15 protein-coding genes are annotated in these 24,679 nt (G+C 72.8%); 7 read left to right on the forward strand and 8 right to left on the reverse strand.

The genetic code is table 11. The features are described 5' to 3' along the window. A partial coding sequence (locus tag ACIQGV_RS16700; RefSeq protein ID WP_402495265.1) for a nitrate- and nitrite sensing domain-containing protein occupies window positions 1–2,516 on the reverse strand: 2,516 nt, incomplete at its 3' end. Between the two features lie 381 nt (window positions 2,517–2,897). Here ACIQGV_RS16700 and ACIQGV_RS16705 point away from each other — a divergent pair. After that, window positions 2,898–3,686 (forward strand): hypothetical protein, encoded by a 789-nt coding sequence (locus ACIQGV_RS16705; protein ID WP_402495267.1) that lies wholly within the window; start codon window positions 2,898–2,900, stop codon window positions 3,684–3,686. A gap of 64 nt (window positions 3,687–3,750) precedes the next feature. Here the strand turns inward: ACIQGV_RS16705 and ACIQGV_RS16710 are convergent, their stop codons facing one another. Beyond that, window positions 3,751–4,242 (reverse strand): MarR family winged helix-turn-helix transcriptional regulator, encoded by a 492-nt coding sequence (locus tag ACIQGV_RS16710; protein ID WP_402495269.1) that lies wholly within the window; start codon window positions 4,240–4,242, stop codon window positions 3,751–3,753. A 226-nt stretch (window positions 4,243–4,468) separates the two neighbouring features. Here ACIQGV_RS16710 and ACIQGV_RS16715 point away from each other — a divergent pair, with 226 nt between their 5' ends. Continuing rightward, a complete protein-coding gene (locus tag ACIQGV_RS16715; protein WP_402495271.1) occupies window positions 4,469–5,287 on the forward strand; it encodes a lysozyme in 819 nt (272 codons plus the stop codon). 113 nt (window positions 5,288–5,400) lie between these two features. Here ACIQGV_RS16715 and lon read toward each other — a convergent pair whose 3' ends face one another. Further along, complete coding sequence (lon, locus tag ACIQGV_RS16720; RefSeq protein ID WP_402495273.1) at window positions 5,401–7,833, reverse strand: endopeptidase La; 2,433 nt, start codon at window positions 7,831–7,833, stop codon at window positions 5,401–5,403. A 173-nt stretch (window positions 7,834–8,006) separates the two neighbouring features. Between lon and ACIQGV_RS16725 the strand changes: the two genes are divergently transcribed. The 5 genes from ACIQGV_RS16725 (at window position 8,007) to ACIQGV_RS16745 (ending at window position 15,614) form a co-directional block, all read left to right on the forward strand. Continuing rightward, window positions 8,007–8,675, forward strand: a complete 669-nt coding sequence (locus tag ACIQGV_RS16725) for a GNAT family N-acetyltransferase (protein ID WP_402495274.1) — start codon at window positions 8,007–8,009, stop codon at window positions 8,673–8,675. 223 nt (window positions 8,676–8,898) lie between these two features. Further along, window positions 8,899–9,576 carry a spermidine synthase gene (locus ACIQGV_RS16730; protein ID WP_402495275.1) on the forward strand — a complete coding sequence of 226 codons (678 nt, stop codon included), beginning with the start codon at window positions 8,899–8,901 and terminating at the stop codon, window positions 9,574–9,576. A 113-nt stretch (window positions 9,577–9,689) separates the two neighbouring features. Then, window positions 9,690–10,433 carry a response regulator transcription factor gene (locus ACIQGV_RS16735; protein WP_402495277.1) on the forward strand — a complete coding sequence of 248 codons (744 nt, stop codon included), beginning with the start codon at window positions 9,690–9,692 and terminating at the stop codon, window positions 10,431–10,433. Further along, window positions 10,430–11,539 carry a sensor histidine kinase gene (locus ACIQGV_RS16740; RefSeq protein ID WP_402495279.1) on the forward strand — a complete coding sequence of 370 codons (1,110 nt, stop codon included), beginning with the start codon at window positions 10,430–10,432 and terminating at the stop codon, window positions 11,537–11,539. Before ACIQGV_RS16735 ends, ACIQGV_RS16740 begins: the two co-directional genes overlap by 4 nt. A 292-nt stretch (window positions 11,540–11,831) precedes the next feature. Continuing rightward, window positions 11,832–15,614, forward strand: a complete 3,783-nt coding sequence (locus tag ACIQGV_RS16745) for a multifunctional oxoglutarate decarboxylase/oxoglutarate dehydrogenase thiamine pyrophosphate-binding subunit/dihydrolipoyllysine-residue succinyltransferase subunit (protein WP_402495281.1) — start codon at window positions 11,832–11,834, stop codon at window positions 15,612–15,614. Window positions 15,615–15,702: 88 nt separating this feature from the next. On the opposite strand, the gene fxsT is transcribed toward ACIQGV_RS16745, so the two are convergent. From fxsT to ACIQGV_RS16770, 5 genes are all read right to left on the reverse strand, one after another. Continuing rightward, window positions 15,703–18,705 carry an FxSxx-COOH system tetratricopeptide repeat protein gene (fxsT, locus tag ACIQGV_RS16750; RefSeq protein ID WP_402495282.1) on the reverse strand — a complete coding sequence of 1,001 codons (3,003 nt, stop codon included), beginning with the start codon at window positions 18,703–18,705 and terminating at the stop codon, window positions 15,703–15,705. Window positions 18,706–18,781: 76 nt separating this feature from the next. After that, window positions 18,782–20,071, reverse strand: a complete 1,290-nt coding sequence (locus tag ACIQGV_RS16755) for an aKG-HExxH-type peptide beta-hydroxylase (protein ID WP_402495283.1) — start codon at window positions 20,069–20,071, stop codon at window positions 18,782–18,784. Continuing rightward, window positions 20,068–20,391, reverse strand: coding sequence for a hypothetical protein (locus tag ACIQGV_RS16760; RefSeq protein WP_402495285.1), 324 nt, complete (start codon window positions 20,389–20,391; stop codon window positions 20,068–20,070). Before ACIQGV_RS16760 ends, ACIQGV_RS16755 begins: the two co-directional genes overlap by 4 nt. Window positions 20,392–20,439: 48 nt before the next feature. Next, complete coding sequence (locus ACIQGV_RS16765; RefSeq protein WP_402495286.1) at window positions 20,440–23,616, reverse strand: SAV_2336 N-terminal domain-related protein; 3,177 nt, start codon at window positions 23,614–23,616, stop codon at window positions 20,440–20,442. A 7-nt stretch (window positions 23,617–23,623) separates the two neighbouring features. After that, window positions 23,624–24,640 (reverse strand): AAA family ATPase, encoded by a 1,017-nt coding sequence (locus ACIQGV_RS16770; RefSeq protein ID WP_402495288.1) that lies wholly within the window; start codon window positions 24,638–24,640, stop codon window positions 23,624–23,626. Window positions 24,641–24,679: the final 39 nt, after the last annotated feature.

The raw sequence follows: 24,679 nt of genomic DNA on the forward strand, positions 1-24,679 counted from the left end.
GACACCGGAGCCGGGGCCGACGGAGCCGGGACCGGGGCCGACGGTGGTTCGGTGGACCCGCCCGGGGCCGGGGCCTGCGCCGGGGACTCCCGGTCGGCGGACTCCCGGTCGGCGGGCTCCTCGCGGGGCGGGACCGGGGCCAGGAGTTCCATCGTCGTCTCGGACAGGCTCTCGGACGGGCTCTCCGCCGGCGGGTCCTGCGGCAGCGGGTCCTGCGGGGCGGTCTCCGCGGCCTCCGCGGCCTCCGCGGCCTGCTGTGCGGCGGCCGTCTCCTCCACCGTCTTCTCCGCCAGCTCCACCAGCGGGTCCCCGCCCGCCGTGCGGCCCGGCAGGACGTTGGAGTTGGCCTCCGCGTCGGCACCCGGGAGGGAGAAGGAGAGGGTGCCTGCGGCGGTGGGCGCGGCGGGCGGGGCGGCGGCCTGCGGGGCGTCCGCGAGCAGGGCCTTCGGCAGGACGACGACCGCGGCGACACCGCCCTGCTTCTGCTCGCGCAGCTGCACCCGGACGCCGTAGCGGTGGGCCAGGCGGGCGACGACGTAGAGACCGAGGCCGAGCCCCTCCTCGCCCTCCTGGTCGTAGGGGGTCTCCGGGTCGAACTCGGAGAGGCGCGCGTTGAGGCGCTCCAGACGCTCCGCGGCCATGCCGATGCCCTCGTCCTGGACGGAGAGCATGACCTCGCCGCTCTCCAGCAGCCAGCCGGAGATCTCGACGGGCAGGTCGGGCGGGGAGAACGAGGTGGCGTTCTCCATGAGTTCGGCGAGCAGATGGCTCAGGTCGTCCGCGGCGAACCCCGCCACATGGGCGTGCGGGGGCAGCGCCGCGATACGGACGCGCTCGTAGCGCTCGATCTCGCTGACCGCGGCGCGGACGACGTCGACCAGCGGGACCGGGTGCGCGCTCTGCTGGATGTGCTCGGTCCCGGCGAGGACGAGGAGGTTCTCGCTGTGCCGGCGCATGACGGTGGCGAAGTGGTCGAGCTTGAACAGGGTGGCCAGCCGGTCGGGGTCCTGCTCCCGCTCCTCCAGGCCCTCGATGACCGCCAGCTGCCGCTCGACCAGGCCGAGCGTGCGCAGGGCGAGATTGACGAAGGTGGAGCCGATGCTGCCGCGCAGCCGCTCCAGCGCGGCGGCGGAGTCGGCCAGCTCGGTGCGCAGCCCCTCGCGGGCGTCGGCCATCCTCTGCCGCTGGCCCACCAGGTGCTTGCGGTCGGACTCCAGCGTGACGATGCGCTCGTGCAGGGTGGCGGCGTGCGCGTGCAGGGCGTTGACCGAGCGGACGACCTGGGCGAACTCGTCGTTGCGGCCGGTGAACTTCACCGGCTCCTCCGCGGCCGGGTCCGCCGCCTCGGCCAGCCGCTTGGAGCCGAGGCGCAGCACCGCCAGCGGCCGGGTGAGGGTGCGGGCCAGGCCGGTGGCGATGCCTATGGCGAGCAGCATCAGCGCGCCGAGCAGGGCGACACGGATCTCCAGCGCGGTGACGTCGTCGTCGCGCAGCCGGGCGAGGTCCTCGACGCGCTGGTTGTAGAGGGCGGACTCCACGCCGCGCATGGTCTCGACACGGGCCGACAGGGCGGCGTCGAGCTTGGCGGGGCTGGTGCCGAGTTCCTTGTCGGAGAGGGTGGCCTTGTCGGTGAGGCCGGTGAGGTACTTCTCGGCGGAGTTGACCTCGGCTCCGGTGACCGTGGACTGGTACGACGTACGGGCCTTGGCCGTCGCGGTCTCGGAGAAGTCGGCGAGGGCGGCGTCGGAGCGCAGCCGCGCCTGCTGGGCGGCGGCGGTGAGGGCGTCGCGCTGCTCGGTGTCCTCGGGCGAGGAGACGGTCTGCTCGACGTTCAGGCCGGTGATCGGGTCGTAGACCGTCTCGGTGCTGCGCGGGACGCTCAGCGCGGCGAGCAGCAGTCCGCGGGTGGCGGCGGCCTGCTGGACGGCGGCGTCCAGCTCGGCGAGCGCGTAGGCGCCGGAGCCGGCCCGGGGCGGCAGCTGCTCGGCGAGGTCCTCGGCGAGGCGGTGCAGCTCGGTGATGGCGGCGGAGTACGCCTGGTGCGCTTCGAGAGCGGTGCTCTTGCCGGTGAGCGCCGCGCTGCGCAGGGCGGAGATCCCGTCCAGGTCGTCCCGCAGCGCGGCGGGGATGTCCGAGACGGCGCGCAGCTCGTCCACCTGCCGGTCGACCCGGGTGCTGCGCTGCTCCGAGGGCGCCTTGGACCTGGGGCGTCCGGCGGCGACGAAGGAGGTGACCTCGTCGCGCTCGTCGGCGAGCGAGTGGGCGAGCGTGAGCGCGTCCCGGGTCTGCTCGGCGAGGGTCACCAGGTCCTGGGTGTCCTTCAGCTGTCCCGACGCGGCGAGCACCGAAGGGGCGCCCGCACCGGCGACGGCCGCCGCCACCACGGCGACGGCGACGATGAGCCGGTTGCGTACATGGGTGGGCCGTCCCTTGCCGGCCGGGGTGCCGGGCTGCTGCTCCGGGCCCCCCTGGGGGGCCGTCTGCCTGCCTGTGCGCCGAGGCCGCGTCATCTGCACCGGTGCTCGCATTCCTGTACTCGTGTACTCATGGGCCCGGGTGACACTCCGTCAATCGGTGCAACTGGTGCGCGCACACCGGGTTAGGGCTCCAGACCCTCCCAGTGCCGGTGGGCAGTGGCCGCGCATCACCGGACCCGCCACCCGAAGGAGTGAACATCGGAGGGGAGTTGGCGGGCAAGTTCTCCCGGCCCGTGCGGCGGCCTTGCGCGGCGGGCCGGTTGGACGTGGCGGGCGGGCTTTGACAGTATTCGCCGCCACGCCTTCCCGGAGTGCGGTATTCCACCCCAAACCCGACGCCTGACCTGCGCCGGTGCGTCGATTCCCGGACACCTGCCAGCGTTTGGCGAAGGAAGTGAGGGGGTCGTGCAGACTGGCCGGATGCGAACCGAACTCGTCTCCGAGCCCGGTGACCCGGCCCGCCCCAACGAGGACTTCGCGGGGATCGGTACATCCGCCTGCGGACAGGGCGGTTCGCTCGTGGCGCTGGACGGGGTGACGCCGCCGCGCGGCGGGACCGGCTGTCTGCATTCCGTCCCCTGGTACACGGCACGGCTGGGCGGCGCCCTGACCGAACTGACCGTTTCACTACCGGATGTCCCCCTCTCCGGGATCCTCGCCCTCGCTGTCGCTCGTACCGCGGAGTCACACAGGCACACCTGTGACCTTTCTCACCCACGCACCCCTCAGGCCACGGTGGTTCTGGCCCGCTGGGACGCGCAGCGCGTGGAGCACCTGGTCCTGTCCGACTCGACGCTGCTGGTGGAGGGCATGGACGGCGCCGTCACCGCCGTACGGGACGACCGGCTCGACCGCGTCCCGCGCGAGCTGCGGGTCTCCGACGAGATCCTGGACGCCGCCGCCCGCAACAAGGAGGGCGGCTTCTTCACGGCCGCCGCCGACCCGTCCGTGTCGGTGCGGGCGGTCACCGGCACACTCCCCCGCGCCGAGGTGCGCGCCCTGGCCGCGCTCACGGACGGGGCGACCCGCTGGACGGAGACCTTCCGCGAGGGTGACTGGACGGACCTGCTCGCCCGCCTCCGCAAGGAGGGTGCGCGGGCCCTGGTCGAGCGCGTGCGCGAACGGGAGCGGGAGGACGCGGGGCGGCGGGCGCACCTGGGGCGCGGCAAGGTCCACGACGACGCGACGGTGGTCCTCGTGGACCTGTGAGCCGCGCCGGCCGCCCGACAGCCCGGCCCCCGGCCCCCGGCGGAGACGCAGGCGGCGGCCGGGGCTACTTCTCCATGCCGCTGTTCAGGTGGTTCAGCAGCCGGGCCAGCTCGGCGACCTCGCGGCGGTCCCAGTGGGCGAGCTTGCTGACGTACCGGGCGCGGCGGGCCTCGCGGACCCGGCCGACGCGGGTGCGGCCCTCCATGGTGAGGTGCACCAGCCAGGCGCGGCCGTCGGCGGGGTCGGGTTCGCGGGCGATCAGGCCCAGCTCCTCCAGGGCGCGCAGCTGGCGGGACATGGTGGCCTTGCCGACGCCGATGTAGGCGGCGAGGTCCGTGGCACGCTGGCCGCCGCTCTCGTCGAGGCGGACGAGCAGGCCGTACGCGGAGGACTCCAGATCCGGATGGACCTCGCGGGCCATCTCGCCCTGGTTGGCGCGGGCACGCCGCAGGAAGACCGTCAGCTCACGCTCCAGGGCCAGGAACTCCTGGTCCACACCACTCGCCGGCGGGCCGGATTCTCCCGGGCGCCCGCCGTCGTTCCCGTCCTCGTGCACGTCAGCACCCCTGCCCGGTTTCCCGTTCCTGAAAGTTTCCGCCACGAGCGGCCATCGCCGCAGCTCGGTCAGTATTTCGCAGGCGTAGACCAACGGCGGTGTCCGGACCCTCTTCCCTCCCGGAGGTCTACGTGCGTAGCTTCGTACCCGGCACATACTGGCATGCCCACGCCATGCCACGCATTTCCCCCCACCGGGCACCACCGAGTCTTCGAAAGGCATCGCCATGCGCGTGCGCGGACCCGGAACCACTCGCCCCCGGCGCCCCCTCCTCGCCGGAACCCTGCTCGCCGTCCTCTCCCTGCTGCTCGCCTCGCCCTCCTCCGCGGCGGACACACCGCCCCGCGGCTCCGCCCACATGGGCATGGGAGTCGTCCCCCACGACGGACGGCACGGCACTCCGGTCCCCGGCAGAGCGGCCCAGACCGAGGGCGTGGACGTCAGCAGCCACCAGGGCGACGTCGCCTGGAGCACGCTGTGGAACAGCGGGGTCAGGTGGGCCTACGTCAAGGCGACCGAGGGGACGTACTACACGAACCCCTACTTCTCCCGGCAGTACAGCGGTTCGTACGGCGTCGGCATGATCCGCGGCTCGTACCACTTCGCGACCCCCGACACCACCGGCGGCGCGGCCCAGGCCGACTACTTCGTCGACCACGGCGGCGGCTGGTCCCGCGACGGCAGGACCCTGCCCGGCGCCCTCGACATCGAGTGGAACCCCTACGGCGCCGCCTGCTACGGCAGGACGCCGTCCGCGATGGTCGCCTGGATCGGTGACTTCCTGAACCGGTACAGGGCCCGCACCGGCCGCGACGCCGTCATCTACACGGCCACCAGCTGGTGGAAGCAGTGCACGGGCAACTACGGCGGTTTCGGCGCCTCGAACCCGCTGTGGATCGCCCGGTACGCGACGGCGGTGGGCGAACTGCCCGCGGGCTGGGGCTACCAGACGATGTGGCAGTACACCTCGACCGGCCCCACGGTCGGTGACCACAACCGGTTCAACGGGGCGCTGGACCGCGTCCAGGCCCTCGCGCTGGGCTGATCCGCCCAGGGGTGAAGGCGCACGGCGAAGGCCCGGGCCTCCCTCACGGGACCCGGGCCTCCTCCTTCTCCCCTGGCGTCCTCCCCCGGCGCTCAACGCCCGGGAGGTGCTCCCTACGCCGCCACGGGGACCTCCGGCGTCACGCCCCGAGCGGCGGGCGCGAGCGCCAGTTCGAGGACCTGGCGGACGTCGGTCACGGGGTGGACGTCGAGCTTGTCCAGCACCTCGGCCGGGACGTCGTCCAGGTCGGCCTCGTTGCGCTTGGGGATGATCACGGTCGTCACCCCGGCCCGCTGGGCCGCGAGCAGCTTCTGCTTCACCCCGCCGATCGGCAGGACCCGCCCGGTCAGCGAGACCTCACCGGTCATGGCCACGTCGGTGCGCACGAGCCGCCCGCTGAGCAGCGAGGCCAGCGCCGTGGTCATCGTGATGCCGGCGCTCGGGCCGTCCTTCGGGACCGCGCCCGCCGGGAAGTGGATGTGCACGCCGCGGTCCTTCAGGTCGCCGACGGGCAGTTCCAGCTCGGCGCCGTGGGAGCGCAGGAAGGACAGGGCGATCTGCGCGCTCTCCTTCATCACGTCGCCCAGCTGGCCCGTCAGGGTCAGCCCCGCCGCGCCGGTCTCCGGGTCGGCCAGCGACGCCTCGACGAAGAGGACGTCACCGCCCGCGCCCGTGACCGCGAGGCCCGTCGCCACGCCCGGGACCGCCGTACGGCGCTCGGCCGGGTCCTGCGCCGACTCGGGCACATGGTGCGGCCGCCCGATCAGACCGCGCAGGTCGGCGTCCGTGACGGTGAGCGGCAGCTCCCGCTCGCCCAGTTCGTGCTGGGCCGCCACCTTGCGCAGGAGCCGCGCGATGGACCGCTCCAGGGTGCGCACACCCGCCTCGCGGGTGTACTCGCCGGCCAGCTTGCGCAGCGCGCTCTCGTCGAGGGTGAGCTCGTCGGCGCCGAGGCCGGCCCGCTCCAGCTGGCGCGGGAGCAGGTGGTCCCGGGCGATGACGACCTTCTCGTCCTCGGTGTAGCCGTCCAGGCGGACCAGCTCCATCCGGTCGAGCAGGGCCTCGGGGATGGCCTCCAGGACGTTGGCCGTGGCCAGGAAGACGACGTCCGAGAGGTCGAGCTCGACCTCCAGGTAATGGTCGCGGAAGGTGTGGTTCTGCGCCGGGTCCAGGACCTCCAGCAGCGCGGCCGCCGGGTCGCCCCGGAAGTCGGAGCCCACCTTGTCGATCTCGTCGAGCAGGACGACCGGGTTCATGGAACCGGCCTCCTTGACCGCACGCACGATCCGGCCGGGCAGCGCGCCGACGTAGGTGCGCCGGTGGCCGCGGATCTCGGCCTCGTCACGGACGCCGCCGAGGGCGACCCGGACGAACTTGCGGCCCATCGCGTGGGCGACGGACTCGCCGAGCGAGGTCTTGCCGACGCCGGGCGGTCCGACGAGGGCGAGCACGGCCCCGCCGCGCCGGCCGCCGATGACGCCCAGCCCGCGGTCGGCGCGCCGCTTGCGGACGGCCAGGTACTCGGTGATGCGCGCCTTCACGTCCTCCAGGCCCGCGTGCTCGGCGTCGAGGACGGCCTTGGCGCCCTGGATGTCGTAGGCGTCCTCGGTGCGCTCGTTCCACGGCAGCTCCAGGACCGTGTCCAGCCAGGTCCTGATCCATGAGCCCTCGGGCGACTGGTCGGAGGAGCGCTCCAGCTTGTCGACCTCCTTGAGGGCGGCCTCGCGGACCTTCTCGGGCAGATCCGCGGCCTCGACGCGGGCGCGGTAGTCGTCGGACTCCTCGGCCGAGTCCTTGGAGTTCTCGCCGTTCAGCTCGCGCAGCTCCTTGCGGACGGCTTCGAGCTGGCGGCGCAGCAGGAACTCGCGCTGCTGCTTGTCGACGCCCTCCTGGACGTCCTTGGCGATGGTCTCGGCGACATCCTGCTCGGCGAGGTGGTCGCGCAGCTGCTGGGTGGCGAGCCTCAGACGGACGACCGGGTCGGCGGTCTCCAGCAGCTCGATCTTCTGCTCGACGGTCAGGAAGGGCGAGTAACCGGAGTTGTCGGCGAGGGCGGACACCTCGTCGATGGCCTGCACCCGGTCGACGACCTGCCAGGCGCCGCGCTTCTTCAGCCAGGTCGTGGCGAGGGCCTTGTACTCCTTGACCAGCTCGGCCACGTGGCCGGGCAGCGGCTCGGGCACCTTCTCGTCGACCCGGGTGCCCTCGACCCACAGCGCCCGGCCGGGACCGGTGGTGCCCGCGCCGATCCTCACGCGGCCACGGCCGCGGATCAGCGCGCCCGGGTCGCCGTCGGCCAGCCGGCCCACCTGCTCCACGGTGCCGAGCACGCCCGTGCCGGCGTAGGTCCCGTCGATGCGCGGCACCAGGAGCACCCTGGGCTTGCCGGGCTCGGTGCGGGCGGCGGCCTGGGCGGCCTCCACCGCGGCCCGTACCTCCGTGTCGTTGAGGTCCAGCGGAACGACCATCCCGGGCAGCACGACCTCGTCGTCGAGCGGCAGCACAGGCAGGGCCAGCGGTGTGAACGCCGTGGACTCAGCAGCCATGATCTCCCCTTCGGCAGTCAAGTTGAGCTATGCCGACTCAATGCATGTGAGCCCCGAGATGTTCCCGGGCTCTTGTTCGCTCTGAGCGATCACGTCTGTCGCGAGGGTGAGACCGCCGAATATCGTCGGCCAGGTAATAGCCAATCGACACCAGAGACCATTACGGGGCGGACATGGACGGCATCGTACGGAGCTGGATCGACGGCTGGGTGGTCTCGCGTGGGGCGGCGCCGCCCCACGCCGAGCCCTGGGGCTGGACGATCGACTCGGGGCTGGCGAAGGAGGTCACCCGGCATGTCCTGGGCGCGGTGGGCGACGACGTCGAGGAGAAGACCGTCCGTGCGGTCTCGGCGTCGGTGACCGGCGAGGGGGTGTGGCTGAAGGTGTTCCGGGACCCCGCGCGGACCGCGGGGTGGCTGGACGGCTCCTGGTGGGTCGACCCCGAGCCGGGCTACCTGATGTCGGCCCCGCTCCCGCCGTGCGCCGCGCCCGCGCCGCCCGCCGGCTACCGGGTGCGCTCCTGGACGGCCGGAGGCGTGACCCGGGTGATGCTCGCCGCCGGGGACGGCTCCTTCGCCGCCCGCGGCCAGATCGCCGTCACCGGCTCCGGCGCCGTGGCCGACCAGATCGAGACCAGCCCCGCCCATCGCCGCCGGGGCCTCGGCTCCTTCGTCATGCGCGCGCTCCAGCACACCGCCGCGGAGCAGGGCGCCCGCACCGGCGTCCTCGCCGGCACCCCGGCGGGCCGGGCCCTGTACACGTCCCTGGGCTGGACGACCAGGGCCCTGCTGACGAGCGCGAGATCGCTCGGCGGACACGAGGCGGCCCGTCCGCAGGGGTGACGGCACACCGTGACGCGGCGCCCCCGAGAGGCACGGGGAGCCGTGCGCACGGCCCCTGCGGGCACACGCGGCACAGGACCCGCGGCGCCGGGCGCCGCCCGTCCGCAGGGGTGACGGGCGGGAGGCCCGGACGGAAGCCCTCGTTCGGGTGGCGGACACCGGCGGACCCGCCGCCGGTGGAAATTCCGTCAACGAACCGTCAGGCAACTGCCAGGATGGGCCGATGCCCACCTCCTACGACACCCCGCAGGTGCTGGACCGTCGCGAGGGCCCCCACGGCGAGGTCGTCCTGCGCCGCCACGGTGATCTGCTCCAGATCATCGCCAACGGCTGCTTCCTGATGGACACCTCGGACGGACGCTCGGAGCGGCTGCTCGTCGACGCGGCGCTGGACGCCCTGGACGGACGCGCCCGGCCGCATGTGCTGGTCGGCGGCCTGGGCGTCGGCTTCTCGCTCGCACACGCCGCGGCGGACCCCCGCTGGGGAAGGATCACGGTGGTCGAGCGCGAGCGGGCCGTCATCGACTGGCACCGGGAGGGGCCGCTCGCGGAGCTGTCCCGCGAGGCCCTCGCCGATCCCCGCACCGGGATCCTGGAAGCCGATCTCGTCGCCCATGTCCATGAGACATGCGCCACGTACGACGCACTCTGTCTGGACATCGACAACGGACCGGACTGGACCGTGTCCGAGGACAACGGAAGCCTGTACTCGCCGGCCGGACTGGCTGCCTGCTCAAGGGCGTTGACGCCCGGCGGGGTGCTCGCCGTGTGGTCCGCGCAGCCCTCTCCCGGTTTCGAGGAAACCTTGCGGAATGCCGGATTCCGGCATGTGCGTACCGAAGAGATCCCCGTTGCCCGGGGCGTTCCGGACGTCGTGCATCTCGGCGTCGGACCTGGATAGCAATGCCGAGGTGACTCCCCGTACGCTGCTTCCCTGACGCCGATCTTTCAAGCGTCGACCGCAGACACGGGATCACCCCACGGATTCCGGAAAGCACACTTCAGGGGCGGGCGATGGAGCAGACACACACCTCCCACAACAACGGCACGGCGACGGCCGCACCGGGTGCGCAGCGCCGGGTGCTGGTGGTCGAGGACGACGCGACGATCGTCGACGCCATCGCGGCCCGCCTGCGCGCCGAGGGATTCCTGGTGCAGACCGCGGGCGACGGGCCCTCCGCGGTCGACACCGCCGAGGCATGGCAGCCGGACCTGCTGATCCTCGACATCATGCTGCCCGGCTTCGACGGCCTGGAGGTCTGCCGCCGGGTGCAGGCCCAGCGTCCGGTGCCGGTGCTGATGCTCACCGCGCGCGACGACGAGACGGACATGCTGGTCGGGCTGGGCGTCGGCGCGGACGACTACATGACGAAGCCGTTCTCCATGCGGGAGCTGGCGGCCCGGGTGCACGTACTGCTGCGGCGGGTGGAGCGGGCCGCGCTGGCGGCCACGACGCCCCGCAGCGGGATCCTGCGCCTCGGCGAGCTGGAGATCGACCACGCGCAGCGCCGGGTCCGGGTGCGCAGCGAGGACGTCCACCTCACCCCCACCGAGTTCGACCTGCTGGTCTGCCTGGCGAACACCCCGCGCGCGGTGCTCTCCCGGGAGCAGCTGCTGGCCGAGGTGTGGGACTGGGCGGACGCCTCCGGCACCCGGACGGTCGACAGCCACATCAAGGCGCTGCGGCGCAAGATCGGCGCCGAGCGGATCCGCACGGTGCACGGCGTCGGCTACGCCCTGGAGACCCCGACGCCATGAGCGGGGGGCGGCCGGCCGCGCGGAGGAGCCCCGGGGAGCCCCGGGGCGGCGTACGCCCGTTCTCGGTCAAGACCAAGCTGGGCGCCCTGGTCGTCATCTCGGTGCTGATCACCACCGGACTGTCGGTGATCGCCGTGCACACGAAGACGGAGCTGCGCTTCATCACGGTCTTCTCGATGATCGCCACGCTGCTGATCACGCAGTTCGTGGCCCACTCGCTGACCTCGCCGCTGGACGAGATGAACCTGGTGGCCCGCTCGATCTCGTACGGCGACTACACCCGCCGGGTGCGCGAGAACCGCCGGGACGAGCTGGGCGACCTGGCCCAGACGATCAACGTCATGGCCGACGAGCTGGAGGCGCAGGACCGTCAGCGCAAGGAGCTGGTGGCGAACGTCTCGCACGAGCTGCGGACCCCCATCGCGGGTCTGCGCGCGGTGCTGGAGAACATCGTGGACGGGGTCACCGAGGCCGACCCCGAGACCATGCGCACGGCACTGAAGCAGACCGAGCGGCTCGGCCGGCTGGTGGAGCAGCTGCTGGACCTGTCGCGGCTGGACAACGGCGTCGTCCCGCTGAAGACGAGGCGCTTCGAGGTGTGGCCGTACCTCTCGGGCGTGCTGAAGGAGTCCAACATGGTCGCCTCGGCGCGCGCGGGCATCACCTCCGGCTCGGGCAGCCACACGCGCGCGGACGTGCATCTGGCGCTGGACGTGTCGCCGCCGGAGCTGACCGCGCACGCCGACCCGGAACGTATCCACCAGGTGGTGGCGAATCTCATCGACAACGCGGTCAAGCACAGCCCCCCGCACGGCCGGGTCACGGTGAAGGCGCGGCGCGGCCCGCATCCGGAGTCGCTGGAGCTGGAGGTCCTGGACGAGGGGCCGGGCATCCCGAAGTCGGAGTGGCACAAGGTCTTCGAGCGGTTCAACCGCGGCGCGATGACCCGGCCGCACGGGCCGGGCAGCGACGGCGGCACCGGACTGGGGCTGGCGATCGCCCGCTGGGCCGTGGATCTGCACGGCGGCCGGATCGGGGTGGCCGAATCCGAGCGGGGCTGCCGGATCCTTGTCACCCTTCCAGGGGTCCCTCACCCGTCGAATTGACGTAGGGTTCGAACCGGAGTCCCAAGATCCACGGGCGTCCGCACTGACGGACACGTGTGATCAGGCACAGGTCCCCGCCGATCAGGCGCCGGACCTGCATCGACGCACCCTCTGAGCGACCTCACAGAAGCGGAACCCCGCTTGCTTCCCGCCATTTACGGCCCCGAAACACCCGCTGTAATGTGACTTACGCGACGATGAACCGACCTGGCCTGACCTTCTCGGTCTTGGAGGCGTAGCCTTTATTCCCGCTGTCCATCACCTTGTGAAGCGGAAGAGGGCGGTTGCCGCCGTGTCGCCACAGTCCCCCAGTAACTCGAGCGCCCCTACCACCGAGGCCGACCAAGCGGGTAAGAATCCCGCCGCCGCGTTCGGTGCCAACGAGTGGCTCGTCGACGAGATCTATCAGCAGTACCTCCAGGACCCGAATTCGGTAGACCGTGCCTGGTGGGACTTCTTCGCCGACTACAAGCCGGGGGCCGCCGCGTCCCAGGCTCCGGCGGGTACCGCGGCCGCGGGGGCCGCGGAGACCACCACCACAGCTCCCGCCGCCCCGGCTCCGGCCGCGCAGGCCCCTCAGGCCGCCCGGCCCGCCGCCGTCCCGGCCCCCGCCCCGGCTCCGGCCGCGGCGGCTCCGGCTCCGGCGAAGCCCGCCGCCGCCCCGAAGCCGGCCGCCGCCAAGGCCGCCCCGGCGACCGAGGCCCCGGCAGGTCCGGAGTTCGTGACGCTGCGCGGCCCGGCCGGTGCCGTCGTGAAGAACATGGACGCCTCGCTGGACGTGCCGACCGCCACCTCGGTGCGCGCCGTCCCGGTGAAGCTGCTGTTCGACAACCGCATCGTCATCAACAACCACCTCAAGCGCGCCCGCGGCGGGAAGATCTCCTTCACGCACCTCATCGGGTACGCGATGGTGCGCGCGATCAAGGCCATGCCGTCGATGAACTGGTCCTACCAGGTCAAGGACGGCAAGCCCACCCTGGTCAAGCCTGAGCACGTCAACCTCGGCCTCGCCATCGACCTGGTCAAGCCCAACGGCGACCGCCAGCTGGTCGTCGCGGCGATCAAGAAGGCCGAGACGCTGAACTTCTTCGAGTTCTGGCAGGCGTACGAGGACATCGTCCGTCGCGCCCGCGACAACAAGCTGACGATGGACGACTTCACCGGTGTCACGGTCTCCCTGACCAACCCCGGCGGCCTCGGCACCGTCCACTCCGTGCCGCGTCTGATGCCGAACCAGTCCGTGATCATGGGCGTCGGCTCCATGGACTACCCGGCGGAGTTCCAGGGCACCTCCCAGGACACCCTGAACAAGCTCGGCGTCTCCAAGGTCATGACGCTCACGTCGACCTACGACCACCGGGTGATCCAGGGCGCCGCCTCCGGCGAGTTCCTGCGGGTCGTCGCGAACCTGCTGCTCGGCGAGAGCAGCTTCTACGACGACATCTTCGAGGCCCTGCGGATCCCGTACGAGCCGGTCCGCTGGCTGAAGGACATCGACGCCTCCCACGACGACGACGTCACCAAGGCCGCCCGGGTCTTCGAGCTGATCCACTCCTACCGGGTCCGCGGCCACGTCATGGCCGACACCGACCCGCTGGAGTACCGCCAGCGCAAGCACCCCGACCTGGACATCGTCGAGCACGGCCTCACCCTGTGGGACCTGGAGCGCGAGTTCGCCGTCGGCGGTTTCGCCGGCAAGTCCCTGATGAAGCTGCGCGACATCCTCGGCGTGCTGCGCGACTCGTACTGCCGCACCACCGGCATCGAGTTCATGCACATCCAGGACCCCAAGCAGCGCAAGTGGATCCAGGACCGCATCGAGCGCCCGCACACCAAGCCGGAGCGCGAGGAGCAGCTGCGCATCCTGCGCCGGCTGAACGCGGCGGAGGCGTTCGAGACCTTCCTGCAGACGAAGTACGTCGGCCAGAAGCGCTTCTCCCTGGAGGGCGGCGAGTCCGTCATCCCGCTGCTCGACGCGGTGCTGGACAGCGCGGCCGAGTCGCGGCTGGACGAGGTCGTCATCGGCATGGCCCACCGCGGCCGGCTGAACGTCCTGGCGAACATCGTCGGCAAGTCCTACGCCCAGATCTTCCGCGAGTTCGAGGGCAACCTCGACCCGAAGTCGATGCACGGCTCCGGCGACGTGAAGTACCACCTGGGCGCCGAGGGCACCTTCACGGGCCTCGACGGCGAGCAGATCAAGGTCTCCCTGGTCGCGAACCCCTCGCACCTGGAGGCGGTGGACCCGGTCCTGGAGGGCGTCGCGCGCGCCAAGCAGGACATCATCAACAAGGGCGGCACGGACTTCACCGTCCTGCCGGTGGCGATCCACGGCGACGCGGCCTTCGCGGGCCAGGGCGTGGTGGCCGAGACCCTGAACATGTCGCAGCTGCGCGGTTACCGCACCGGCGGCACGGTCCACGTCGTCATCAACAACCAGGTCGGCTTCACCGCGGCCCCCGAGTCCTCGCGTTCCTCCATGTACGCGACGGACGTGGCCCGCATGATCGAGGCCCCGATCTTCCACGTCAACGGCGACGACCCCGAGGCCGTCGTCCGCGTGGCGCGACTCGCCTTCGAGTTCCGCCAGGCGTTCAACAAGGACGTGGTGATCGACCTCATCTGCTACCGCCGCCGCGGTCACAACGAGTCGGACAACCCGGCCTTCACCCAGCCGCTGATGTACGACCTGATCGACAAGAAGCGCTCGGTGCGCAAGCTCTACACCGAGTCCCTGATCGGTCGCGGCGACATCACCCTGGAAGAGGCCGAGCAGGCGCTGCAGGACTACCAGGGGCAGCTGGAGAAGGTCTTCACCGAGGTCCGCGAGGCCACCTCGCAGCCCGCCGCGGCGGAGACCTCCGACCCGCAGGCCGAGTTCCCGGTCGCCGTGAACACCGCGGTGTCCGCCGAGGTCGTCAAGCGGATCGCCGAGTCCCAGGTCAACGTCCCCGACCACATCACCGTGCACCCGCGTCTGCTGCCGCAGCTGCAGCGCCGTGCGGCGATGGTCGAGGACGGCACCATCGACTGGGGCATGGGCGAGACCCTCGCCTTCGGCTCGCTGCTGCTGGAGGGCGTCCCGGTCCGCCTGGCCGGCCAGGACTCCCAGCGCGGCACCTTCGGCCAGCGCCACGCGGTCATCATCGACCGCAGCACCGGCGAGGAGTACACGCCGCTGCAGTACCTCTCCGAGGACCAGTCGCGGCTGAACGTCTACAACTCCCTGCTGTCCGAGTACGCGGCCATGGGCTTCGAGTACGGCTACTCGCTGGCCCGCCCGGACGCGCTCGTGCTGTGGGAGGCGCAGTTCGGCGACTTCGTCAACGGCGCCCAGACGGTCGTGGACGAGTTCATCTCGTCGGCGGAGCAGAAGTGGAGCCAGACCTCCGGCGTCACCCTGCTCCTCCCCCACGGCTACGAGGGCCAGGGACCGGACCACTCGTCCGCCCGCCCGGAGCGCTTCCTCCAGCTGTGCGCGCAGAACAACATGACGGTCGCCATGCCGACCTCGCCGTCGAACTACTTCCACCTCCTGCGGTGGCAGGTGCACAACCCGCACCACAAGCCGCTGGTCGTCTTCACCCCGAAGTCGATGCTGCGCCTGAAGGCCGCGGCGTCGAAGGCGGAGGAGTTCACCACGGGCCAGTTCCGCCCGGTCATCGGCGACGCGTCGGTGGACCCGGCGGCCGTGCGCAAGGTCGTCTTCTGCGCGGGCAAGGTCTACTACGACCTGGAGGCCGAGCGGGTCAAGCGCGGCGTCACCGACACGGCGATCATCCGCATCGAGCGCCTGTACCCGCTGCCGGGTGCGGAGCTCCAGGCGGAGATCAAGAAGTACCCGAACGCCGAGAAGTACCTGTGGGCGCAGGAGGAGCCGGCGAACCAGGGCGCGTGGCCGTTCATCGCCCTGAACCTCATCGACCACCTGGACCTGGCGGTCGGCGCGGACGTCCCGCACGGTGAGCGGCTGCGGCGCATCTCGCGTCCGCACGGCTCGTCCCCGGCGGTCGGCTCCGCGAAGCGCCACCAGGCGGAGCAGGAGCAGCTGGTGCGCGAGGTGTTCGAGGCGTAGTCCTCAGGCGGTCTCCGCCGCCGGACACGGTCGGGCCCGGCACCGAGGTTCTCCGCCTCGGTGCCGGGCCCTTCGCCGTCCGGCGGGCTCAGCCCAGGTAGGGCTCGAAGTCCCAGTAGGGCCGGGTGCGCTGACGGGCGGAGATGGTGTGGGGGTGCTGGGCACCGAGGGTGCGGGTGAGGATCAGCAGCCCGTCCTCCTCCAGCTTCGCCGCCTCCTCCTGCTCGCGTGCCGCCCGTAGATCGGCGGCCAGCGCGATCTGGCAGGACAGCGTCAGCGGGTGCTCGTCCCCGAGGACCCTGCGGGCGCGGCGCAGGGTCTCCCGGCTCAGCTCCGCGGCGTCGCCGATCCGGCCGTTGAAGTTCCGCCCGCTCGCCGCGTTCAGGGCGCACCCGAGCACCCAGGGGTGGTCGGCGTTGAGCGTGGCGGTGAGCCCGGCGAGCGCGGCTTCGAACATCGCCATGGCCTCGGCGCGTTCACCGGCGGCCTGCATGACCAGACCCGTGTTGGACAGCATGCCCGTCGCCACAGGGTGTGCCGGGCCGAGCAGGGCGCGGTAGCCGGCTTCGGCTTCGTCGATGTAATCGCGCGCATGGCTGAGATCGCCGTGCTCGCGCAGATAGTTGCCGTAGTTGTTGACGTGCAGCAGGGTCCGGTAGTGCCCGCGTCCGTGGACCTGCGCCAACTGGTCCACGAGGCTGGCCAGCTCCGGTCCCGAGTCCGACGAGTGGCTCCCTTCGCGGCGGCGGCACATGATGAGCTGGCCGCGTGCCCCGAGGGTCTGCGGGTGCTGGGCGCCCAGCACCTGCACATGGAGCCGGACGACGGGCTCCTGGCGGGCGAGCGCGTCGCGGTAGCGCCCGAGGAGGCGCAGGTCGTGGGTGACGGCACTGCCGGAGTTGAGCGTGCTGATGTGCCGTGCCCGCAGCACGCTCTCCCGTCGGGTCAGCGTCTCCAGGTCGAGTTCCAGGGCTTCGGTGTATCTGCCGAGGAGTCTGAGGCCGACACCGAGGTTGTGCCGGGCGATCAGGGTGTCGGTCTCGTTCTCACCGAGCAGCCGGCCGGTGCCGTCGTGGACCTCGCGCTGAAGGTCGTGCGCCTCCTCGTAGCGGCCCAGGTGGCGCAGGCTGTTGGCCATGGCGCCCTTGACGGTCAGCTCTCCGAGTTCGTTGCGCCGGGGCGCGGCCCGGAGGCGCTCCAGCACGGCGCGGTCGAGCTCGTGGGCCTCACGGAAGCGGCCGCTGGCCCGCATGATGTTGCTCTCCTGGGTGGTCAGGGCGAGCATGGGCTGGGCGAGCGGTTCCATGGTGCGCGACCATCGCTCGCGGATCCGCTGGGCGAGGTCGAGGCCGCTGTTGTACTCCCCGCTGCGGAAGCAGTAGCGCAGACAGTTGAGCACCGTCTCCTGGACCCGGGGCTGGGCGCTGTCCAGGGCTCCGGAGGGTTCCAGGTGGGGCAGCAGCTCGGCGTAGCGGGGCCAGTTCCTGCTGTCCAAGGGGTTGCCGGGATCGGCCTCCGCGAGAAGGGTGCGTACGGCCCGGCGGTGGACACCGCGGCTCTCCTCGCTGGTCAGCTTGGAGACGATGTCGTGGACGAGCCGGTGCATGTGCACCGACTCCTGGTGCGGGCCCATGTCGACACCGACGGGGCCGCGTGCCTCGCGGGTGAGGACCGAGTAGTTGACCAGTGTGTCGAGGGCCCGTGTCCACGCGGGCAGATCGGTGGCCATCCACCGCAGTTCCTCGGGCAGGTCCGTGTGCGGGTAGGCACGGATGAGGCCCAGTGGAATCCGGCCGGGGGCGAACGAGGTGCACAGGCCCAGGACGTCGATGGCCTGCGGCTGCGAGCGGCGCAGTCGGTTGAGCAGTATCGACCAGGACGTCATCGACGACTGCGGGAAGCCGTCGCCGGAGGCGGGCTCGTCGACGGTGGACAGGCGTCGCTCGCGCACCATGCGCAGGTACTCGGCGACCTCCATCCGGGACTCACCGAGCCAGGAGGCGGCCTGCACCAAGGGCAGTGGCACGTCGCCGAACTCGGCGGCGACCTCGTCGGCCTCGTTCGTCGTGATGTGGGGTGCGCGGCGCAACAGGTAGCCGGTGGACTCCGCGCGCAGGAAAGTGGGCACTTCGAGGACGTCGCTGTGCTCGCTCCAGGCGCGGTTGCGGGTGGTGATGACGACGTGTCCGGCTCCCTGGGGAAGCAGGGCGTTGATGCCGTCGGTGTCGTCCCAGCCGTCGAAGATCAACAGCCAGTTGGCGTGCGGCTCGCCTCGTCGCAGGGCCTCGCGCACGGCGCGGATCCGCTCGCCCGGCTCGCTGCCGCTGCGCAGGCCCAGCTCCACGGCGAGCTCGCCCAGGCGGTCGCGCTGGATGTTGCGGTCGTCGGAGTTGACCCACCACACCACGTCGTAGTCGGTGCTGAAGCGGTGTGCGTACTCGGCCGCGAGCTGGGTCTTGCCGATTCCCGACATGCCGAGCAGGGTGCAGACGGCAGCACCGCGGCTGGCGTCGGCCAAGCGCTGGTGGAGGTCGGTGAGCAGCTCGTCGCGACCGGTGAAGCGTGGGTTGCGGCGCGGGACCTCGCCCCAGACCTCGCAACGGTTCTCGGGGTAGCGGACCCTGCCGGGCAGGATCCGGGGGCTGCGGCGGCGCTCCAGGCCGAGGCGGCTCAGCAGGCGTTCCTCCGCCGCTTCCTCGCTCAGCCCCCACAGGCTCGCCGGTTCGAGGACCGCGGTGGCCGGCAGCAGGGGCCGGTTGGTGAGATTGACAGCGGCGAACCTGTCCGAGTGGGCGGCGACGAAGCCGCGCAGCACGTCGTTCCACTCGCCCGCGGGCCGCGGCCCCAGCTCGAAGAACCAGTCGTCGAGGACGAGCAGTACAGGGCCGGAGGACAGCAGCAGGTCTCCGAGCGAGTCCTCCAACGGCACCTCGCGCGGCGGGTCCCAGCGCTGGAGGGTGGCCTGGTGGCCGTGGCTCTCCAGACACTGGGCGATCCAGGCCGCCCACGAGCGGTGGTAGCCGGGAAAGACCACCAGGACGCGCTCGGATGCCGAGGCACCCTCCCCGCCCGACCGCCGCTGTTCCGCCATCGCATGCTCCCTGTTCCCGCGTCTGCCCCACTGTCACGCAAACGCTAACGTAGTGCAGCTGTTCTCTTGCGGACTGTCACATCACCTGTCGGGTCGGCGCGTCAAGAGCAGTGTGGTGCTTCACCATCTCGCAGACGAATTCCCTTCCCGCACAGGTCAGTTCATCGGATTCCAGCAGCACGGACAAGGCTCGGTCGACGTCTTCTCGATACTGGTCGAAGCGCTCGGCCGCCCGCTGCCGCCACGCCGCGGGCACGGCCGTGCGACCCCGGATCCGTGACCAGAGGTCGATGAGCGCGAGATGGGCGTAGGTGCCCTGGAGCACCGCCGGGACCGGGCGCGGATCGGGCCGCCAGCCGACCGTGTGCAGAGTTCTTCCTCCGGGCCGGTACAGCGGCACGAGTTCCTGCAGCACGGCCAGCTTGGAATGGTGGGTCTCGTGGACGAGGCACTCGGCCAGCTCCCAGGCCGCGCCCGGAAGCTGGGCCAGGACAGCGCCGGGAGCGGCCCTCCGGGTTGCCCCCGTCGGGGCCCTGCCGTCGGACACCGGGGGAGCCAGCGGGACCACGGCCCTGAGTACTTGGGAGATCTCGACGGCACGGTCGGGGTCGGCCGCGACGAGAAGGCTCCGGCCCAGACTCCAGGTTCGGACCCACGCCGCCCGGGAGTCGGCCGACCGCTCGGCGGGGGGCAGCGCCGCGGGCCCTATCCCGCCGGGCGGCGCCCGGTAGGGGTCGAGGTCGTCCAGGACGACCGCACTGCCCGGCAGCACTCGCAGCGCGGACCACCCCGAGGCGTCGTGCCGCCCGTACGGCCTGCCGTCGGTCCGCGTCTCCGGCCGGGGCAGGACGGCCTCGCCGTGGCCGTCGGCGTCGGCGATCCTGAGCTGCCCGGCCGCACCGCTCAGTCGTACGCGCCCCGAAGGGCAGCGCAAGATGCCCATGCCTGGAAGGGTGAGGGTGCCCGAAGCCACCCGAAGGGTCTCCTCGGCCAGGTGACCGGCGCGAACGGCAGCGACCGCGGCCACGCCGCCCAGATGCGCGGCGTGCAGTTCGGCGGCGGCCTCGTCGGTCTCGGCGAGCATCTCGGTGAGCCAGGCCCCGATCATGGGGTAGTCGAGCACGTCCCGAACCGCTGCGGCATCGGTTCTCTCGGCCGCCACCAGCAGCGCCCATGCCTTCTCGAACTGCCTTCGCGCCTCGGGCCGGGGCAGGAGGTCCCCCTCCTCGACACGGACGAGCAGGGTCTTCACGAGCAGCAGGCGGCGGGTGTGCACGGCGGAGCGCAGCGCCTCGGCGGCTGCGGGCACAGGCCGAGTCCGCGCGAGCGCCGCGATGACGTCGGCGCGGAACGGCACCGAGGTCATTCCCGGTCGTCCCGCCCCCGGGTCCCGGCACCGAGTCCGGCCGAAAACCGGCGCTCCGCAGGCTGGTCCGGGACCGTCCCGCCCTCGCCCCCGCCGTCGTACCAGACCTCGCGGAACTCGCCGGGGTGGCGCAGACCGGTGTGCACGGCCGCACTCAGCTCCGGATGGTCCAGGGCGCGCAGCGCCGTCAGATCCATGCCGGACAGGTCAGGCAGGGGTACGGCCGGCCCGGCGTCCCCGTGGGGACCGGCGTCCTGATTCCTCTGTTCCCCCACCTTGGGCTCCTCCCTGCCGATGCCGCCGCCCCGCACAGTCGCCATAGCTGCCCAGTTCTTCCCGACCGGCCGGTAGCAGAAACCCGGGGCCGATCAACTCCGGTCAACAGCGGTCGGGTTGTCCGGTCTGTTCCACGCCTGTGTCCACGGCCACCAGGGCGGGGCCGCGGCGGGCCAGTCGCGTTCCGGTACGGGCGGGGTGACGGCGCGGCCGGCGTCGTGCTCCTCCGACAGCCGCCGGGTCAGCTCCACGTCGTCCCAGTCGACGTCCCGCAGCGCGCCGACCAGCCGCTGCCACTGTTCTCGGGCCGCCCGGTACGCCTCCCTCGCCGCGCCGGGGCGCCCCATGAGCGCGAGGACCGCCCCGCATCCGTGACGGGCCCGGGCCGCGGTCACCGAGCCGGGATCGGCGCCGTCCGCGGCGCGGGCCTCGCGTTCGGCGTTCTCGTACGCCTGGAGGGCGTCGACGAGGACGGGGGCACCGGCCCGGTACCAGCCTTCGAGGCGCACTCGGCCCAGCTGCAGCCACACCTCGGCCCGCACCCCGGCGTCCGCCGCCGCCCGTACGGCCTGTCCCAGCAGGTGCCGGCTCTCGAACAGGTCGGGCAGGAAGCCGAGATGGCGGAAACGCTGGGCGAGCGCGCTGCCGACCAGGCCCTGGAGGCGGCCGCGCTGGGCGGAGCGGGCGGGGAGGGACTTCAGTGCCTCGCGCAGGACGTTCTCGGCCCGGTCGACGACGTCGGCGCCGTCCGCCGCGGAGGCCCGCCGCAGCAGGGACTCGCCCCACGCGGTGAGGAGTTCGCAGCGGCGGGCGCTGTCGGCGGGCGCGAGCATGGCCGCCGCCTCGTACGCCCGGTCCGCTTCGCGGGCCTCGCCCGCCGCGTCGTGGAAGGCGGCCCGGGCGGCCAGGACGGGCAGCAGCAGGTCGGGGTCGCCGCCGGCGGTCCGCTCGGCGCGGGTGAGGGCGTCGCGCACGGACGTGTCGTCGGTCCCGGCGCCCCGCAGCGCCGTGACGAGGTCGAGCAGGGCCCGGCTGCGCACGGACGCGGGGGCGCCCTCGGCGTCGAGCAGGGCGCATGCCTCCCGCAGTTCGGGAACGGCCGCGCCGGGCCGGCGCAGGGCGAGCAGCAGGCGCCCGCGGTGCAGCAGGCGGGAGCGGTGGGCGGCCGGCCAGGGCTCGGCGGGTTCCGGCTCGGCGGCGCGGCGGGCGGCCTGGGGCCAGGGGGCGGTGTCGGGTGCCAGGACGGCGAGCGCGTCGGTCAGCAGCTCCCGCCGGCCGGTCAGGCGCCACAGCTCGTGCCGCGCGGCGGCGAGTTCGAGGGCCGCCTCGGCCTGTTCCGCGCTGTCGGGGGCGGCCGCGCGGTGGGCGGCGGCGAGTTCCGTCACGGCCTCGCCCAGCAGCTCCGTACGGCGTTCGCCGGCGCGGGCGGCGGCGGTGCCGGCCTCGGCGCGCAGGACCTGGCCGAGGACGAGCCGGGCCTGGACGTCGGCGGCCGGGACGGGGTCGCCGGGCTCGCCGGCGGTGGCGAGGACCGCCGCCTCGGCGCGTTCGCGGGCCCGGTGCAGCACCGCCGGGTCGGCGAGGCTGCGGTACTGCCGCAGCAGGCGCCGGGCCGCCGCGACGGGCTGGGCGGCGACGAGGTCGGGCAGGTAGTGGCGCAGGACGCGGGCGGGGATACGGGCGAACAGTTCCGCCTCGGCGTCGTGGTGTCCGTCCTGCGGGCCGCCCTCGTCCACGAGGGACCCGGCGGGGTCGGTGTCCGGGGCGTGGTCGGCGAGCCGGGCCGCGGCCAGGGCGGCGAAGTTGCGGGTGCCCTTGCCGAAGTGGCGTTCGACGTAGGCGGAGCAGTGTTTGAGGACGAGGACGGCGGTGTCCTGGTCCAGGGAGCCGAGCAGCAGGTCCTGCACGCGGCCGGGGTAGGCGAAGCAGGGCTGGTCCGCGGTGCCGGGCAGCTGCCGCAGCAGGCCGCCGAGGAGCACCTCGGCCAGCTCCATGGGCCCGGTGTCGGGCAGCATGGCCCGCTGCACGAGCTGCATGACCGGCAGGGTGAGCGGCGCGGCGGCGAGGTAGACGGCGAGCCGGACGGCGCCGGGCGAGGCACCGGCCCGGAAGGCCCGCAGCAGTTCCTCGTCGCTGCGGGTGCGGCCGGCGGGCACGGGGGCCGGTCCGGGGGGCCGCGGGGCGGTCCAGGCGGCCCAGGCGCGCTCGCTGGTGGGGCCGGTGCCGGACAGCAGCCGCGCCCATGCCTCGAACGCCTCCGGGGTGGGCTGCAGGACGGGCACGGGCCGGGCGTCGGGCGCGGGTTCGTCCCAGGGTTCCTCGTCCGGCTCGAAGCCGATCCGGCCGCCCAGCTCGCCGGGCCGCACCAGCAGGCCCGGTTCGGCGGGCAGCGCGGTGCGGCCCCACAGCCGGGGCGGCAGCGGCTGCACGACGGCGATCGGGGAGGTGCGCGGCCAGGCGTGCAGCAGCCGCTGGGCGCTGCCGTTCTGCCACAGCGGGCCCACGCAGTCGCTGATCACCATGGTCAGCCGGCGCCCGGTCGGGTCGTGCAGTTCCTCGGCGGCCCGCAGCCGGGTGTGCCGGCCGGGTCCGGCGGTCGTACCGACGAGGGGGGTGCCGGTGCCGTCGGCGTACAGCTGGTGCACGCGTACGGAGGCGAAGGCCCCGGACTGCTGGCATGCCTGGCGGAGCTCCTCGACCATCTGGCCCCAGACGGCCATGGCGGGCCCGGTGTCCATCAGCAGCTGGATGTCGCAGCGCCGGCGGCGGCCGGTGCGCATGACGGGCAGCAGCACCCCGCCGGCGGCGGCGCGCTCGGCGGTGGCCTCCTCGTCGACGAGGTCGTCCTGCGGGGTGTCGGCGGTGACCCGGTAGCGGCCGAGGGCGCGCAGCGCCTTCTCCAGACCGAGCAGCCCCGGCAGCGCGCCGGCGGCGGGCACCCGCACCGGGAAGGAGGGGGCGAAGTCGTCGGCGTCGGTCGGACGCGGGGCGCCGCCGCCCGACCGGTACAGGGGGACGACGTCGGAGGTGCGCCCCGGCTCGGACCGGGGCTCCTCGTCCCGGTCGCCGTCCTCGGCCGGGGTGTCCCGGCGGGTGTCGGGCGGCAGGGACGCGGGACCGGCGGGTGCCGCGTCCTCGGGGGCGTCGCGGGGCGGGCGCGAGCCGATCCGCCGGGCCAGCCAGACCGCGTCCGCGACCTCTTCGGCGGTGAGGTCGAGGCCGCCCTGGCGGAGTCTGCGGATCAGCTCGTCCAGATGCATCCCCGGCATCCGGTCATCACCTCGAACGGTCGAGCGGCTGCATGAGCAGGTCCGCGATCCGCTCGCGCGTGACGCGTTCCGCGTGGGGGGCGTGCTGGGTGAGGAAGAGCGCGTTCAGCAGCTGGTCGGCGGCGACGACCTCGCCGGGCTCCCGGTCGAGGAAACGGTCGATCAGGTCGTGGCCGGTGGTGACGCTCTCCTCGCCGAGGTGGGCGGCGACCATCGCGGTGAGCTGCTCCTCGCCGGGCGGCTCCAGTTCGAGCTGGACGCAGCGCCTGAGCAGCGGGGCGGGGAAGTCGCGTTCGCCGTTGGAGGTGAGCACGATCACCGGGAAGGCGGTGCAGGCGATCCGTCCGCCGTGCACCTCGACGCGCCGGCCGTCGTGGGTGAGGACCTCCACGACCGGTTCCCGGTCGGCGACGCGCTCCAGCTCGGGGATCGCGAACTCGCCCTCCTCCAGCGTGTTCAGCAGGTCGTTGGGCAGATCGAGGTCGCTCTTGTCGAGCTCGTCGATGAGGAGCACCCGGGGCGACCCGGAGGGCAGCAGGGCGGTGCCGAGGGGGCCGAGCCGGATGTACGACCCGATGCCGGAGGTGCCCGCCGCGCCCGCCTCCGTGCCCTGGGCGCGCTCCAGTTGCACGTCCTGGAGCCGGCCGATGGCGTCGTAGCGGTAGAGGCCGTCCTGGAGGGTCGTACGGCTGACGATGGGCCAGCGCAGCACGCGGCCGAGGCCGAGTTCGTGCGCGACGGCGTAGGCGAGGGTGGACTTGCCGGTGCCGGGATTGCCGGTGACGAGCAGCGGGCGGCGCAGGTACAGCGCGGCGTTGACGGCGTCGACCTCGGCGGGGCGGGGCGCGTAGTTCTCCACCATGCGGCGCCGTACGCCGAGCCTGCGCGCGCTGCCGGGGTCGCCCGGGCCGGACTCCGGTTCGTGCCGTGCGGCGGCGAAGTCGCGCCAGGGGGGCGGGTCGGGCAGCCGCTGCATGCCGTCGTGCGGCTGGCCCACACCGCGGTAGATCCGCCAGTCGTTCACCTTGGGCTCCTCCCGGCTGTGGTGATCATTAAGCGGACC

Origin of the sequence: Streptomyces sp. NPDC093094, assembly GCF_044754345.1 — a bacterium.
In the GTDB taxonomy this organism is placed as follows: domain Bacteria; phylum Actinomycetota; class Actinomycetes; order Streptomycetales; family Streptomycetaceae; genus Streptomyces.

Bases quoted from the DNA above. Each gene is read 5' to 3' on its own strand.
- ACIQGV_RS16725 (WP_402495274.1), top strand. From the start codon at position 8,007: ATGGACGGCATCGTACGGAGCTGGATCGACGGCTGGGTGGTCTCGCGT.
- ACIQGV_RS16730 (WP_402495275.1), top strand. From the start codon at position 8,899: ATGCCCACCTCCTACGACACCCCGCAGGTGCTGGACCGTCGCGAGGGC.
- ACIQGV_RS16740 (WP_402495279.1), top strand. From the start codon at position 10,430: ATGAGCGGGGGGCGGCCGGCCGCGCGGAGGAGCCCCGGGGAGCCCCGG.
- ACIQGV_RS16705 (WP_402495267.1), top strand. From the start codon at position 2,898: ATGCGAACCGAACTCGTCTCCGAGCCCGGTGACCCGGCCCGCCCCAAC.
- ACIQGV_RS16760 (WP_402495285.1), bottom strand. From the start codon at position 20,391: ATGGCGACTGTGCGGGGCGGCGGCATCGGCAGGGAGGAGCCCAAGGTG.
- lon (WP_402495273.1), bottom strand. From the start codon at position 7,833: ATGGCTGCTGAGTCCACGGCGTTCACACCGCTGGCCCTGCCTGTGCTG.
- ACIQGV_RS16755 (WP_402495283.1), bottom strand. From the start codon at position 20,071: ATGACCTCGGTGCCGTTCCGCGCCGACGTCATCGCGGCGCTCGCGCGG.
- fxsT (WP_402495282.1), bottom strand. From the start codon at position 18,705: ATGGCGGAACAGCGGCGGTCGGGCGGGGAGGGTGCCTCGGCATCCGAG.
- ACIQGV_RS16715 (WP_402495271.1), top strand. From the start codon at position 4,469: ATGCGCGTGCGCGGACCCGGAACCACTCGCCCCCGGCGCCCCCTCCTC.
- ACIQGV_RS16735 (WP_402495277.1), top strand. From the start codon at position 9,690: ATGGAGCAGACACACACCTCCCACAACAACGGCACGGCGACGGCCGCA.
- ACIQGV_RS16765 (WP_402495286.1), bottom strand. From the start codon at position 23,616: ATGCCGGGGATGCATCTGGACGAGCTGATCCGCAGACTCCGCCAGGGC.